Below are 14,822 nucleotides of genomic sequence, written 5' to 3'. Positions count from 1 at the left end.
GATTCCCGATTCCCGATTCCCGATTCCCGATTCCCGATTCCCGATTCCCGATTCCCGATTCCCGATTCCCGATTCCCGATTCCCGATTCCCGATTCCCGATTCCCGATTCCCGATTCCCTGTTCCCTATTCCCTTGACTAGATCAATTAAATTGCTGAGCATAAAACCGAGCATAACGACCACCTTTATCTAACAGTCCCTCATGGTTTCCGGATTCAACAATTCGTCCTTGTTCTACTACCAGAATCCGGTCAGCACGGCGCACTGTTGCTAATCGGTGAGCAATAATAAAAACAGTGCGGTCTTTCATAATCCGTTCTAAGGCTTCTTGTACCAAGGCTTCTGATTCTGAGTCTAAAGCGGAGGTGGCTTCATCGAGAATCAAGATTCTAGGATCGAGCAGTACCGCTCGTGCGATCGCAATCCGTTGTCGTTGCCCTCCCGATAAATTAATTCCCCTCTCCCCTACCCAAGTGTGATATCCTTGGGATAGTTTAATAATGAATTGGTGAGCATTGGCAATCTTAGCCGCTTCCTGAACAGCTTTAAAGTCAGGTTTTAACTGACCAAAGGCAATGTTCTGAGCAATAGTACCTGAGAAGAGAGTGGTATCCTGGGGAACAATGCCAATCTGACGCCGTAGACTATTGAGGGTAATATCTTGGATATTGATCCCATCAATCAGGATTTCTCCAGCTTGCGGGTCATAGAAGCGAGGCAGGAGATTAACCAAAGTAGTTTTACCAGCACCCGAAGCGCCTACTAATGCGATCGCCTCTCCCGCAGCAATTTCTAAATTCAAATTTCTCAGTACAGGCTCACCAGGTTGATAACCAAAGCTGACATTACAGTATTCCACCCTACCCGTTGCTGGGGGGAAAACTATAGCGCTTGGCTTTTCAATTACCGTTGGCTCAAGGGCAAATAGTTCAAAGATGCGGTCTATCGATGCTTCTCCCTGTTTGAACTCATTATAGTTTTGGGTTAAGATATTGATCGGATCAATCAACATGGCAACACCGATACCGTAACTGACAAACTTGGAAGCCGTGAGGTTACCCTCAGCAATTTGCCATGCTCCCAACAATAATAGTAACAAGAAGCACAAGGCTTCGAGAAAACCAACTATTGGAAACTGAATTGCTCTGAGGCGTTCAGCAGCATACTTGGCTTTGCGGTTGTTTTCTGCTTCTTGACTAAATTTTTCCAGGGTATAGTCTTCTGCGGCAAAAGCTTGGATTAAGCGAATCCCGCTAAACACTTCCGTCAGCATTGCGGACAAATCCGATATCCGATTTTGGCTGCGATGGGAGAATTTACGGATCTGTTCCCCAAACCAACCAATCAACAAGCCCATCAATGGTGCAATAATTACTATGGCTAGGGTCAGTTCTGGATTAATATAGATGACAGCAGTTAGTACTACAATCAGTTGCAAGACACAAGGAATAAAATCACGAACAATTTTGTAAATCACCTCCCCAATCCGATCGAGGTCTTCCGTGAGTCGGTAGGTAAGGTCACCAGTTCTAGCAGCTTCAAAGTAACCAATACTGAGGCGCTGCAAATGGTTAAAAACGTTTTGGCGTAAATGGAGGGCAATCTGTAGTGAAGCTTTTGCTGATAGGGTATATAAACAGTACTGCGCTATTTTCTGGGTCAGAAACACAACAGCAGCTAACCCAGCTAGCTGAAGACTCCTGACCAGTTTTCCCTGTCCGACCACATCAAAAAAGGGCTCAGATAGCCAAAGGAGTAGGGGCCAGCAGACGGTGAATACTAATGTAGAAACCAATGTCTGGGCCAGAGTTAAGCCTTGGGAACGAAGGTAAGGTCGCAGTTGCCAGTAACTAGAGTGGGGTTTCAAGTGTCAATCGGGAGAATGATGGCTTCTGTTTTAACCTATCACTTACGGTTAGCTGATGGTGATAAGTCCCGGATTTGCCCAGGCAATGCCCATCCTACAGACTACAGACTTCCCAAAATGCGATTGACCTACGGTCACGCTACGCGATCGCACTACGTTCTGTGTGACCATGACCATTATTGTGATATCCTGATCATTGGTTGGTATTCAAAGTAAGAACTACTGTGCCCTTAAGAATAATAATTTTATCTGTCTTCGAGCTTCAAGCCCCAAAAAGCATTTCACTCTCAGGTAAATCAGGATGTGATTAAACCACTGCACAACACCATAGAAGCATTTAAGACCAGATAATATGGATTTCCCAGGTTAAATAAATTTGGGCGTTATCAATCATTTTTATTCCCCCAGTTCAAGACCAGTCCCATTCAAGGCAATCAGATTAAGCAACCGTTGTAATGGTTAGTGAACATAACTTGGAATAGCTCTATTCCCTTTGGTTTCAAAATAAAGCGATGCAGCGCGGTCTTGGGGGTTTCCCCCACTCGCTATTGCATCAAGACAGGAAATCAGAGTTGTGTCTAGGTTCAGGGCACCAAAGAGGATATCAAATGCATGTGATCAGCTATCGACGTTTGCGGGAATTTAGTGAAAAACACGCTGATTGCCATGATGCTCTCGATAACTGGTATAAGATTGCCAATCAGGCTACTTGGTCTAACTTAGTTGAGGTACAATCGGTTTTTAGAAAAGCTGAAGCAGTAGGAAATTTTACAGTTTTTAATATTAAGGGGAATAAGTACCGCTTAATTGTAAGTATAGATTATGAAAAGCATTTAATTTACATCAAGTATATTCTGAATCACGCAGAATACGACTATAATAACTGGAAGAATGACCCTTACTTTTAATCAAAAGCCATACAAAAAACTGTTAGTAAAATATCAACCTAAAATGATTAAAACAGAAGAAGAGAATGAAAAAGCTTTAGCTTTTGTAGAAGAGTTGATGCACCGACCTAAACGAACACCAGAAGAAGATGAAATTTATGAATTGCTGATTACATTAATTGAAAAATTTGAACAAGACTATTACTCCCCAGGGATTAGATCTGAGCCTCAGTCTATGTTACTTTTTTTAATGGATCAAAAAGACATAAAACCTGCGGATTTAGTGGGAATTATTGGCTCTCAAAAAACCGTTGATGACATCGTTAATGGGAAGCGAGAAATTAGCAAATATCAAGCCAAAACCTTGGGAGTTTTTTTTCAAGTTGATCCCAGTTTGTTTATGTAAAAAAAGCTCAAATCAAAATTTGGTAATACCTCAGTTCGATTTATAATAGTGTTGTCCATACTTATGAGGTACAAAGAAGTTTTTTACTATTCCCTATTCCCTAAAACTAATAAATTATGTACTTTAGCCAATTGCTTCTTTTGAAAACCCATAGCTAGTAATGCTGGGCGGAATTTAAAATTCAAAATTATGGCAGTCGCTCATGGGGGAAACCCCCAAGACCGCGCTGCATCGCTTTGAAAAGTATCTTTATTTCCGCCGTGCCTTACTATGGGATTGCTAAACTAAGGAATGATCTTAATGATCTTAAGTAATGATCTTAAGTATAGTTGGATCAGTTACCGATTACTCATTACCGATTACCGATTACTCTAAGTCTCACTCAATACCCAATTCACCAAAGTACGAACTGGAAAGCCAGTCGCACCAGAATTATTACAACCATTTTCTTTCTCAGTCCAAACTGTTCCAGCAATATCGATATGTACCCAAGGCGTTTCCTTAACAAATTGCTTCAAGAACAACGCTGCTGTAATCGAACCAGCTGCACGGGGCCCAGTATTTTTGAAATCAGCAATTTGAGACTTTAATCCCTCAAAGTACTTCTCTTCCATAGGCATCTGCCAGAGTTTTTCACCAGCGGCTTCTGCTGCCTCTTTAAACTGTTGCGCTATGGTTTCATCGGTTGTCCATAAACCAGCAATATCATTTCCCAATGCTACAACACAGGCACCAGTCAAGGTCGCTAAATCTGCGATCGCATCCACCTCTAATTTTTCCGCAAACACTAAAGCATCTGCTAGGGTCAGTCTTCCTTCCGCATCCGTATTATTGACTTCAATCGTCTTACCATTAGAAGCAGTAAGAATATCCCCTGGGTGCATAGCATGACCACTAATCATATTCTCCGTGGCCGCACTGATAAAGTGAACTTCGACATCTGGCTTTAACTGGCCAATTGCCTTAGCAGTCCCCAAGGTAGCCGCCGCACCCCCCATATCGATTTTCATAGTCTCGATGCCACTACCAGCACCTTTAAGATTCAAGCCACCGGAGTCAAAGGTTAACCCCTTACCCACAATCGCTAATTTGCGTTTTGGCGTGCCATCAGGTTTGTAGGTAATATGAATAAACTTGGGGGGCAGATCTGAAGCTTTGGCAACCCCTAGGAAAGCACCCATTCCCAGTTCTTCACAGGCTTCCCTGTCCAAGATTTCCAGGGAAAAACCATACTCTGAGGCCAGCTCCTCTGCTGTCTTAGCCAAACTAATTGGTGTCACCTCATTAGCTGGTGCTGCCACCAACTCTCGTGCCAAAATTACACCTTCACAGATTTTCTGAGCCTTATCAATCCCTGCTTCTTGCCCAGCCAATCCCAGTAAATCAATCTGTTCCAGCTTTGCGCCCTTATCCTCGGATTCCGACTTAAAGCGATTGTCTTGGTGTAGTGCCAGGATTATCCCCTCAGTGATCCCTTGGGCCGTTGCTGTGGGGTCATCATTAACCACGGGTAGGCTAATTCCAAGAGTTGTAATCTTTTGCTGTTTCGCAGTCCGGGCAATTGTGGCACTCCCACGGCGCAGTGTATCTAACTTCAGGTCATCTGCTTTACCCAATCCTAACAATATAATTTTACGGATTGGGCTAGCGGATCCCACACGGGTGACAGCAGAACTATTAGCGCTACCCTTAAATTCTGTTTCCTCGATCAATTCTGTGATCGTACCAGCCAGTTTCTGATCCAACTCGGCTAAATCACCAGTCAGCTCTACAGCATCCTCAAATAACCCAATGGCTAGAGCATCACCAGTCCAGTCTAACCGTGGTGTATCGGTTCCTCGAATTTCCATATTTTTCTCTGTCTAGGTAGTTACAATGAATAGTTTTGAGACCAATACCATAACAGATATCGACTGGTAATGGGGTGAGGGGTGTGGCGGGTAGTTAGTGTCAAGATTGTTGAAATTTTATCTGACGATTAACGAAAAAAACATTCTATCTGTGTTATACTTATAATTTATAATCATAAACTATCAATAAACTTGTTCCGGATCGAGACGTTTATGGCTCAAAATATCGAGTCAGTTAACACACAAAAAATAAATCCTCGACAACGCTATACGAAACTAAACATTTTTGTCGAGGTCTTACTGGCTTGACGAGGTAAGCCAAACTAGAAAGAAGTGTTCTATTGACTTAAGCGATGCTTTATTGTATAGCCACTTGAGGAATATTTCCCCTTAATCGCTGATTTCTGGTTTCCATCCTATGCCTCTGCTCGACCCCAACCGTTCTTATAGCTTCAGTGAAATAGCCAAACTGAAAACTCCGACGGATGAACTCTTGGCAGAATATGGCTATTCACTAGAACGTACCTTATTGGATTTGCGGCAATATCAGGGTGACTTAGATCGATTGCAGGAGCGCCAATCACGCCTCGAAGAAATCTTACCTTACCTCGATCTCACCAACGAACAATCCCGGCGGGAGATGTTAATTGCACCTGTGATGGCAGATTTGATTCACTACACAAGGGCGCAGTTGCGAATTGAGTATTCAATCAAGGTCAGCAATCAGCTTCAAGGCGCGTTGGACTATTTGCTCAGGACAACGACTAATCTGTTAGTAGTTGAGGCAAAGCAAGAGGATCTTACCAATGGTTTCACTCAGATGGCAGTGGAACTGATTGCCCTCGATCAGTGGGAGAAATGCCCATCGGTTGAGCAACAGCCACAGCTATTTGGAGCGGTTTCAACTGGAACAATCTGGCAGTTTGGTATTCTGCACCGTCAACACAAATTAATCACCCAAATATTGACTCTCTACCGGGTACCAACCGATTTAGAACCCTTAACCAGAATTCTGATCGCAGCGCTCTCTAGCAGCAATTGAGTGCGAGAGCCACTGCTCTAGTGTTGAGCAACTTGAGGAATATTTCCCCTTAAACCAGTCATCAACTTCAAGGCATAAATCTTCACTGGACGAATCCGGCGCAGCATCCATAACCCGAGACGGCGTATCCCGACTATTGGTAACCAGTTGTTGGAAAAGATCCGATCCAGGGTATCGGTAAACCCTAAGATGACTAGATTCTCTTGCTTGCGCCAGTTTTCATAGCGCTTAAGAACCTCTATGGCTCCAATATCTTCCCCTGCTTGGTGTGCCTCAGTCAAGACTTGGGCAAGGGCAGCAGCATCGCGAATCCCAAGGTTTAGTCCTTGACCACCGACAGGATGGCAACAATGGGCAGCATCACCAATTAGTGCCAATCGTGACTGAATATAGCGATCGCTCTGCATCAATTGCACTGGAAACAAATAGCGATCGCATTCCAACTCCAAGCGACCCAACAGACCACCAGTGTAGTATTCCAGCTTAGCGAGAAACTGATCTTCGTCTAGTGCTTGTAACGCTTTGGCTTCAGCATGGGGTGCTGTCCACACCACCTGGCAGCGATTCTCTGACAAGGGCAGCACCCCCATCGGACCACTAGGCCAGAAGCGTTCAAAAGCCGTATTATTGTGGGGCTTTTCGGTTTTAATCCGGGCAGTCACACAAGATTGCCAGTATTTCCAGCCACGAGTCGTAATCCTAGCCCTAGTCCGAATTTGCGATCGCGCTCCATCCGCCGCCACCACGAGCCTTGTCCTGATTCGATGCTTAGTATCACCCTCCTTGACAGTAATCTCGACCCCAGACTCCTGATAGTCTACATCCACTACTTCTGCTGGACACAGCCAGTCAACATTGGGGCAATCTGTCAAAAATTCTTGCAACGACGTTAGCACCGGACGGTGTTCTCCCACATACCCTAGAGCGTTGGTACCTAAATCTGAAGGGGAAAAATGCACGACACCGGAATGGTTAGCATCGGAAAGCCTGATCTGCCGAAATGTGCTAATCTGTGGCAGGATTTTATCCCAAACCCCAATACCTGCGAAAATACGCCCTGAGAGGATAGACAAGGCATAGGCTTGTACCCTGGCAACGGCCACTGACTTCGGTTTGGCTTCTATGAGTAATACGCTCAACCCAGAATGTTTCAACGCACAGGCCAGGGTAGAACCAGTAATGCCACCCCCTACAATGGCTAGGTCGTAATCAAAACTTTGATGGGTTGCTGAGGTAGTTTGAATCAGCAGTTCCAGCGCCATAACTATAGTAGTAAGTGTCTCGGTAAATAGTAATATATACTCTTTTTCATTTTGACGCTTTTAGATCAACCCATCAACTGATCCAATTTTGCTCAACCTGGAAACACACGACTTAACTCTAGGGACAGATCTCCAAGACCAGGAATGGTAACCGTTTCATTGGGCAACACTACCCGTTTGACCAAAAATTTTGGGTTTCAAGCCTGGCCTATGGCCACGCTAGGCGAACGCCCTTCTAGGGCGACTTTTCCAGAAGTTATAAAAAAAATAGTGTATAATATATCTAAGTGTGTAGCCTAGCACAGGCAGGATTCGTCGGTACTGCCTCACTCAACAACGACGTAAAGCGATGCTAGTACACGAGGCGCGAAAAACCTCTAAAACGCATGGGTCTTAACAGACACCGAAAACCAGTAAAGTACAAATTAAAAGTATATAACGTACCGTGGGGCACACGGGAACGGTAAATCCCAACGCTTAGGGAGACAAGCCCACTGGGGTTAGTTAAATTAGGCTCAATATTTGGTTCTTCTGGACGGATATTTGGCTTAAGTATTGCCTTTCAGGATAACTAATTTTAAGGCATGTCGTAGAACTAAGAATCCCCGCTCTTATAGGGCGGGGAGTGTCAAGCGATAGCCGAAATTTCTTTGAGTATCTTGATAGGGCTGAGTATAGCACTCTAGTTGACCAGCCACCAGGTTAACAATCCAGTAATCCTGAATTTGGTTTTCTGAATATAAGGATAGCTTTACGGTTTGGTCATACTCCAGGGTTGAATCTGACACCTCAATCACTAGGAATATATCCTTTGGATAAGGGTGATTTGGCAAGTAGTCATCCGCCTGACCCCATGCGATCGCAACATCCGGTTCCGGTTCACTGTCGTTCGATAGGATGATTGGTTCCTGTCCCCGTACCACCCCACGGTCGCCTACTAGTCTGTCCAACTCTCGCCATAACTTAGTGTTGCAAACCGAGTGGGACGTACCCTTCGCCACCATTTGTATTAACTCTCCCCGAATCAACTCCACCCGGTCATCTTCTGTTAGAAAACCATTATCAATCAAGCGATGATAGTCAGCTAGGCTAAAGCGCTTAGTTTTGATCAGGGTCATGATAACTTAACGTTAAAAAAACAGCTTAATTTTCTGAGGGGTTATCCGTTTCCCATTTATCAACCCGTGCCTCTAGTGCCTTTAGTTTTTGAGTCCAAGTTATGGGTTCACTCACCCCAATATCAATTAATTTAATATCCCCAATTTTATCCTAAAATAGGCTTTAATTTTCAGCTTCTGGTAACCAATCCTGATCTAAAATCAATTCAAGAGAATAGGGGCAAGCCTCTGGGAAAACCGAAACAGACATTCCTGTTTGCTGGGCTGCCTTACGGCGAGCCCGCTGATAGCTTTGTTCCAGCTGCTCAGCGGGATAGCTCCTGAGACTGGGACTATCTTCAATAGCTAACTCAATCTGAGTACGAGCGTCAGTAATCGAATCCAGCCAGCTATCGGAGCGACGCTGATGCTGGTATTGCCACTTGAGCAAATGCAACAGCAGGCGAATCAATTGGCTAGTAATTCCCCGCCTTTCACTCTTGCCCAAGTCTTCAACCTCCTCAATCAGATTTTCTAAGTCAATCTCTTGCCAACGACCTTCTCGCAACAACTGTGCTGTTTGTTGTGTCCAGGAATTAAAATCTTTTGTGTATGCTTTTTCCACAAGTGTCTCTCCCTTTCTATACCCAATTTATCTCTTACTTTATTAACTCTTGCCTCTTGCCTCTTGCCTCTTGCCTCTTGCCTCTTGCCTCTTGCCTCTTGCCTCTTGCCTCTTGCCTTTCCTTAATCCAGTCTATTTTGATTTGGGTTTAATACCATCACAAAGAGTGCGATCGCTTTCATCGATTGCAGAATTGTGCTTGAGATAATCCCCTACCCAATCACAAGCCCGACCCAGAAGGTCATTGAAATCTAAACTTAGATCCATATCCCACATAATCACATTGCCACTGGAGTCAGATGAAGCCAGGATTTTGCCATCGGGACTGAAACTGAGGCTAAAAACGCCATCATTATGTCCAATCAGAGTTTCAAGTTCTTGCCCCTTCAAATTCCAGAGTTTAACCGTTTTGTCACCACTAGCCGAAGCAATCATCTTGCCATCTGGGCTGAAACTGACGCTAAACACCTTACCCTTATGCCCTTTGAGAGTTCGGATTTCTTTACCGTCTCTACTCCAAAGTTTAACTGTTTCGTCCTCACTACCAGAGACAAGCATCTGACTGTCGGGACTAAAACTGACACTCCAAATTACATCATCATGACCTTTGAGGATAGTAGGAGTTAAGCAAAAAGGCAAAAAATTTGTGTTATGGTCTGAGCCAACTGCTGGTTTTAAGTTTGCTGCTTTTAAGTTTACTGATTTTAAGTTTGCTGATTTTAATTCACCATTACATAAGTTTCCCCGACTCCAAAGCTTGATAGTATTATCATCACTACCAGCAGCAATCATCATACCATCGGGACTAAAATTAACACTTCTAACCGCAGCCCTAAGCTTTTTAAACCTTTGGCGTTCTCTTCCTTTAAAAGTCCAAAGCTTGACAGCTTTATCCCAACTGCCAGATACAATCGTCTGACTGTCAGGGCTGAAACTAACGCTAAAGACTCCAGCCTGATGCCCCTGGAGTGTTTGGATTTTTTTACCATCCTTACTCCAAAGTCTAACCTTACTATCCCGGCTACCTGTAGCAATAGTTTTGCCATCGGGGCTGAAACTAACACTAAACACTGCATCCCTGTGGCTGTCTAGAACTTTTGGAGTCAAACAAAAATCCAGCATATTGATAGTTTTACTAGACCTTATTTCCCCTAATACTTCCTTGCCACAGGTATAATCTAAATGCCATAGCTTAGCAGTTTTATCTTCACTAGCACTAGCCAAGGTTTTGCCATCTGGGCTAAAACTCACACTCCAGACATTACTCCTATGACCCTTGAAAGTGCGAGGTGTTTTCGCATATAAGCGCCAGAGTTTAATGGTTTTATCTTCACTAGCACTAGCCAGGGTCTTGCCATCTGGGCTAAAGCTAAGGTCATAAGCCCCAGCCTGATGCCCTCGGAAGGTTTGGAGTTCCGAGCCATCAAGGCTCCAGAGTTTGACGGTTTTATCCCGACTAGCAGAGGCGAGGGTTTTGCCATCCGGGCTGAACCTGACGCTTCTGACTCCAGCGAATTTCTTTGGAAAAGTCTTCAGTTCCCGACCATCAAGGCTCCAGAGTTTGATAGTCTTATCCCTACTAGCAGAAGCAATCATCTTGCCTTGGGGTGAGAAACTGACGCTATAAACCTCAGCCTTATGCCCCTTAAACGTTGCAATACTTGTCCCATCCAGCTGCCAGAGTTTGATAGTATTGTTACTTCCAGCAGAAGCCAGAATTTTGCCATCCGGACTAAAGCTGATACTGCGATATCCAGCCGCAATCCCCTCAAAGGTTTGGAGTTGGTTGCCATTGAGGCTCCACAGCTTGACAGTATTATCGTTACTAGCCGTAGCCAGCATCCTGCCGTCCGGACTAAAACTCACGCTCCGCACTCCACGCTGATGTCCTTTAAAGGTTTGGAGGTTTTTCCCGTCTAAGCTCCACAGTTTGACCGTCTTATCCTGACTAGCTGTAGCAATAGTCTTGCCATCTGGGCTGAAACTAACATTCCAAACGGTACCGTCATGTCCCTTAAAGGTTTGGAGTGGCTTACCCTTGCGGCTCCACAGTTTGACAGTATGGTCTTTACTAGCAGAAGCAATCAGATTACCGTCAGGGCTAAAACTAACACTAGTAACCCAACTGTTATGGCCTACCAAACGGTTGTATTCTCTAACCCAAGACATTGCTCCGTGCAATGCTGTCCTAACCAGCCCCTCAGTTTCAGGTTTTACACTACGTATCTGTTTTTGCAGTTGCCGTGCAGCCCTGATTGCTTCGATCAGGGCATCAAATTCCTGATTTGATTCTCTCAGAGCCAGTGAATATCGACTCAGAGCATTAATGTGACCTTCCCTAACCGTTTCTGGCCGTTTCCATTGCATGAAAGCAACCAAGCCAAAGCCAACAGCTGCTGCAAATGCTGCACTCATCAAAGTAAGGGACAACCGTAAGATAACTAATCGACGCTTTTCCCGTTTTCTCAAAATCGATATGGCATCCCGACTTTTAGCAATATAGTCCTTGTGTAAAGGTGTCGCAGTCGGCTGTTTATCATTGGTCTCGGCATCAAGCAACCATTGTTGGGCAATAGAAAATTCGCTGCCACGCAACAGCAAATCTGTATCTTGCTTAGACTGCTGCCATTCCCTAGCTCGCTGCAACCATTTGGTGTGACTGCGCACATGCTCTCGGTCAGTATCAAGGGTTCTGACCAATTCACTGAAATTGGGATAAAAATCTCCTCCATGCCGGTTGAAATCAATCCACTGGATGCTAGCTAATCCAGGATGTAGCATTTTTGCTGCTACCTGTGAAGAAAGCACAGTCACAAACCGTTTATTTAATGTCTGAGCATAGTCTACCTCCCCAGCACAGTAGCGTGAATTTACCGAAGCAGGGGAAATAATAAATAAGAAATTATCAGAATGTTCAATTCCACGATAGATTTCCTCTTGAAAATCACTGCCCGGAGGAATACTTTCTTGGTCAAACCAAGTAGTTTTACCCTGTAACTGCAATGCCTCATTTAACTTCCTAGCCAAATCCGAATCAGTACGGGAATAAGAAATAAAAACGTCTAGATAAGATTCATGCTGTTGATTCCTGCTAGCCGCCAGAAATTCTTCATGTAATCCTAGGGGTGGATGTTCCAGGCGTTGCCGATTTACTTTCAGCCAGTTTTCGTAATAGTTTAAATTGTGACCCCGCAATAAAATGCTAGAATTACGGTTTTGGCTCAGCCATTTGATCGCTTTGACTAACAAAAGCTTATGCTCTTCGTAATAGAGAGCATCTTGATTTAATTCTTTTAATAATTGAGCAGCCATTAAGCGGTAGTTTCCTTCATGGTTAGACTTAGTAAAATCTAGGAATTGTAAGGAGCGAATTTTTGGTGGTATTTGGTCAATATCCGTGTCTTCAATCAGTAGTGATATAATCCGTTTATTGTGAGCAAAGGCGTGTTCAAGTTCTTGCTGACAGTATTTTGATTGACTCGAATTGGGTGAAATTAAGTAAATGACATTATCAGCTTCCTCAATTCCTTGGTTGATTGCCGCTTGGAAGTCTATACCGGTTTTAATATCAGTTTCAGGTTTCCAGATTGTGATTCCTTCCCGCATCAGGGTTTTGCTAAGTTTATCCTTGATATCTTGATCTTTATCAGAATAAGAGATAAACACTTGGGTCATTAAATTATTGGCATTTTTGGTGCTTTCACAAATAAACTCACAATGTAAATCCGTTGGCACACAAGGAGCTTGCTCTTTTTTAAACCGTACCTTTAACCAAGATTCAGCTTGAATCCGTTCTGACTGGATTAACAGGTGGTTAGTTTGTTGTTGATTTCTGTCCCACTCCAGAGCTTTAACTAAAAACCGAGTATGCTGTTCTACATAATCAGCATGCTTACGGATGGAATTCATTAATTGTTTAAAGGACGCTTCAAAATCGTTGATTTTATCTTGGAAATAGATCCAGTTCAGTTTACGGATAATCGTAGGAATTTTGTCACGAGGGGATTTAACATGCACTAAAGGAATAATGCGTTTATTGTATTTAATAGCCAGTTCAATTTCTTTGAGGCAGTATTTTGAATTAACGGAATGGGGGGAAATGATAAAAATGAAGTTATGAGTTCTCTCAATGCCATTATCAATCTGATGCTGCCAATCTACAGCAGGCGGAATGTCCTTCTGGTCAAACCAGACCGTTAAGCCCAATTGTGTTAGTCTAGCTTCAAGTTTAGTAGCAAAGGCTTTGCTGTCAGCACGTCCGTAGGAGATAAAGGCATCGAAAAATATAGTCATTTGTCCAGGGGTCTAAGTGAGGATATCTACTTAACACTACACTTGTAACACCCTGGATTTCGTAAATCGAGCAAGCTTGAAGAGTTGTGAGAGCGATGCAGAGGTGCGACCCGTGGCGAATTTAATTCGCCTACGGAAAAAGCACCATTACGGTCTTGGGGAGGCAGCGCGGTCTTGGGGGTCTCCCCCATGAGCGACTGCCGTGGTTTCCCCCACTCGCGCTTTGCATCAAGACAAGGAAATAGGGGCAACAGATGGGTAACGGATAGGTAACGGATATAACCAATGGGGAGCAGCTGAAGAATAGTTAGGATTGAGGTGTCACCTCTGGTGCTCTGCCCATCGGATGAATTTACACCACAAGAAAGCCAGTCTGTCAAGCACGTAAATGATATTATAAATGATCTCATTTAGTATCGACTTTCTTAGACGGAGAGGTGTTTTTTTCCTGAGCCTCAGACTCCTGGGTTTCACCATAGAGTTCTGCTAGTGCATCATTCATCTCTTGCACCCAGCCTACATTTTCGCTTTGGATGGTTTTCTCTGTACTGATCACCAATAACTCAAATTTCTCCAATTTTTCCTCGTCTGAGAGACCATGCCACCAAGTGCTTATATCGTACAAATCATCAGCTGCTTGGTTGTAAGCAATCAGCGTTGTCTCAACCCGTTTCAATTCCAGGAAACTCGAAAATGCTGCAGCAAAGGCTGTACTGACCGCCACCCAGATGTCTTCACCCAGCGCCACCAGAAATGAACCCACACCGCCCAAGATATATACTCCCCACTGGTAGCCATGCAATTGTATATCAAGTTTCCTAGTTCGCTTTCGGTACCACTTAAACTGGTCTTCCACTCGCCAGACTAGGTAGTGTTCGGGGGTGAGGTCAGAAAACTTATCGTCTTGATGATGCTGTTGAGCTTCCTGATGTTTCTTGTCCTTGCTTTTCTTGTCTTTGCTTAAGGATGAGCGTTTTCTACGGGAAACTTCCCCCTCGTAGGGGCTAAAACTAGTGTGGTGAACTGTGGTTCCTTTTAGCCTTTGACTAATCACCTTGACCTTGCGTGCCAGCTTAGCATCCCGCGACGTGTTATCACTGTATTCCCCAACTTGCGCACGGTAACAGTAAATTTCCCTTTTAATTGCCTCGGCACTACCCCGTAACAGAATCCAATTGCCACCTTTGTCGAACTTAACTGCACCTGCTAGTAGTACACTTAGAGCAATTGGCACTAGTAGAAGAATGTAGTGAATTACTTTGACCGTCTGGTGTGAATCACCAAGGATGTCTACCAACTCTGAGTGGACCACAGCTAGCAAGGTAGCCAACACACTCAATACCAGAATTCCTATCCGCAGCAGGAAGAAACGTTTCTGAGCCGCTGTGGCATTTTTGCTATAGGTACGCTGACGTTCCCAAGCACGTTTGAGGGTTGGGCTTGGCCCAGGGGAGTATGTAGCCTCAACTTCTGACGTCATGACAGTCTATGTG

Annotated in this window: 13 protein-coding genes; 5 read left to right on the top strand and 8 right to left on the bottom strand. The window is 44.2% G+C overall.

What is annotated here, in order from left to right:
- Window positions 1–142: 142 nt before the first annotated feature.
- Window positions 143–1,867, bottom strand: coding sequence for an ABC transporter ATP-binding protein (locus F6K49_RS10060; RefSeq protein ID WP_293096256.1), 1,725 nt, complete (start codon window positions 1,865–1,867; stop codon window positions 143–145).
- A 15-nt stretch (window positions 1,868–1,882) separates the two neighbouring features.
- Here F6K49_RS10060 and F6K49_RS10055 point away from each other — a divergent pair, with 15 nt between their 5' ends.
- From F6K49_RS10055 to F6K49_RS10045, 3 genes are all read left to right on the top strand, one after another.
- A complete protein-coding gene (locus F6K49_RS10055; RefSeq protein ID WP_293037657.1) occupies window positions 1,883–2,083 on the top strand; it encodes a hypothetical protein in 201 nt (66 codons plus the stop codon).
- Window positions 2,084–2,475: 392 nt separating this feature from the next.
- Entirely contained in the window at window positions 2,476–2,775 is a 300-nt protein-coding gene (locus F6K49_RS10050) for a type II toxin-antitoxin system HigB family toxin (RefSeq protein ID WP_008189566.1), read from the top strand.
- A complete protein-coding gene (locus tag F6K49_RS10045; protein ID WP_293096253.1) occupies window positions 2,759–3,160 on the top strand; it encodes a transcriptional regulator in 402 nt (133 codons plus the stop codon). Before F6K49_RS10050 ends, F6K49_RS10045 begins: the two co-directional genes overlap by 17 nt.
- A gap of 371 nt (window positions 3,161–3,531) precedes the next feature.
- Here F6K49_RS10045 and F6K49_RS10040 read toward each other — a convergent pair whose 3' ends face one another.
- Window positions 3,532–5,010 (bottom strand): leucyl aminopeptidase, encoded by a 1,479-nt coding sequence (locus F6K49_RS10040; protein WP_075903719.1) that lies wholly within the window; start codon window positions 5,008–5,010, stop codon window positions 3,532–3,534.
- 418 nt (window positions 5,011–5,428) lie between these two features.
- On the opposite strand from F6K49_RS10040, the gene F6K49_RS10035 reads away from it, so the two are divergent.
- Window positions 5,429–6,052: a hypothetical protein gene (locus F6K49_RS10035; RefSeq protein ID WP_293096248.1), complete on the top strand. Its 624-nt coding sequence runs from the start codon at window positions 5,429–5,431 to the stop codon at window positions 6,050–6,052.
- A gap of 17 nt (window positions 6,053–6,069) precedes the next feature.
- Here F6K49_RS10035 and F6K49_RS10030 read toward each other — a convergent pair whose 3' ends face one another.
- The 3 genes from F6K49_RS10030 to F6K49_RS10020 form a co-directional block, all read right to left on the bottom strand.
- Window positions 6,070–7,314: an FAD-dependent hydroxylase gene (locus F6K49_RS10030; RefSeq protein ID WP_293096245.1), complete on the bottom strand. Its 1,245-nt coding sequence runs from the start codon at window positions 7,312–7,314 to the stop codon at window positions 6,070–6,072.
- A gap of 611 nt (window positions 7,315–7,925) precedes the next feature.
- Window positions 7,926–8,432 (bottom strand): Uma2 family endonuclease, encoded by a 507-nt coding sequence (locus F6K49_RS10025; protein WP_293037645.1) that lies wholly within the window; start codon window positions 8,430–8,432, stop codon window positions 7,926–7,928.
- Between the two features lie 163 nt (window positions 8,433–8,595).
- Window positions 8,596–9,036: a DUF29 domain-containing protein gene (locus F6K49_RS10020; protein ID WP_293037642.1), complete on the bottom strand. Its 441-nt coding sequence runs from the start codon at window positions 9,034–9,036 to the stop codon at window positions 8,596–8,598.
- Here F6K49_RS10020 and F6K49_RS10015 point away from each other — a divergent pair.
- Window positions 9,024–9,188, top strand: coding sequence for a hypothetical protein (locus F6K49_RS10015; RefSeq protein WP_293079575.1), 165 nt, complete (start codon window positions 9,024–9,026; stop codon window positions 9,186–9,188). The two genes, F6K49_RS10020 and F6K49_RS10015, sit on opposite strands and share 13 nt — an antisense overlap.
- On the opposite strand, the gene F6K49_RS10010 is transcribed toward F6K49_RS10015, so the two are convergent.
- From F6K49_RS10010 to F6K49_RS10000, 3 genes are read right to left on the bottom strand one after another with little or no spacing between them, the layout of a single operon-like run.
- Window positions 9,169–13,329, bottom strand: a complete 4,161-nt coding sequence (locus F6K49_RS10010) for a TIR domain-containing protein (RefSeq protein WP_293096240.1) — start codon at window positions 13,327–13,329, stop codon at window positions 9,169–9,171. The two genes, F6K49_RS10015 and F6K49_RS10010, sit on opposite strands and share 20 nt — an antisense overlap.
- 26 nt (window positions 13,330–13,355) lie before the next feature.
- Window positions 13,356–13,709 carry a hypothetical protein gene (locus F6K49_RS10005; protein ID WP_293096237.1) on the bottom strand — a complete coding sequence of 118 codons (354 nt, stop codon included), beginning with the start codon at window positions 13,707–13,709 and terminating at the stop codon, window positions 13,356–13,358.
- Between the two features lie 26 nt (window positions 13,710–13,735).
- On the bottom strand, window positions 13,736–14,809 hold the full coding sequence (locus F6K49_RS10000) for a DUF4231 domain-containing protein (protein WP_293096233.1): 1,074 nt from the start codon (window positions 14,807–14,809) through the stop codon (window positions 13,736–13,738).
- Window positions 14,810–14,822 lie beyond the last annotated feature (13 nt).

This window comes from Moorena sp. SIO3I6 (genome assembly GCF_010672095.1).
The sequence above is the reverse complement of the archived record's forward strand: the minus strand, read 5'-3'. Positions and strand labels throughout refer to the sequence as shown.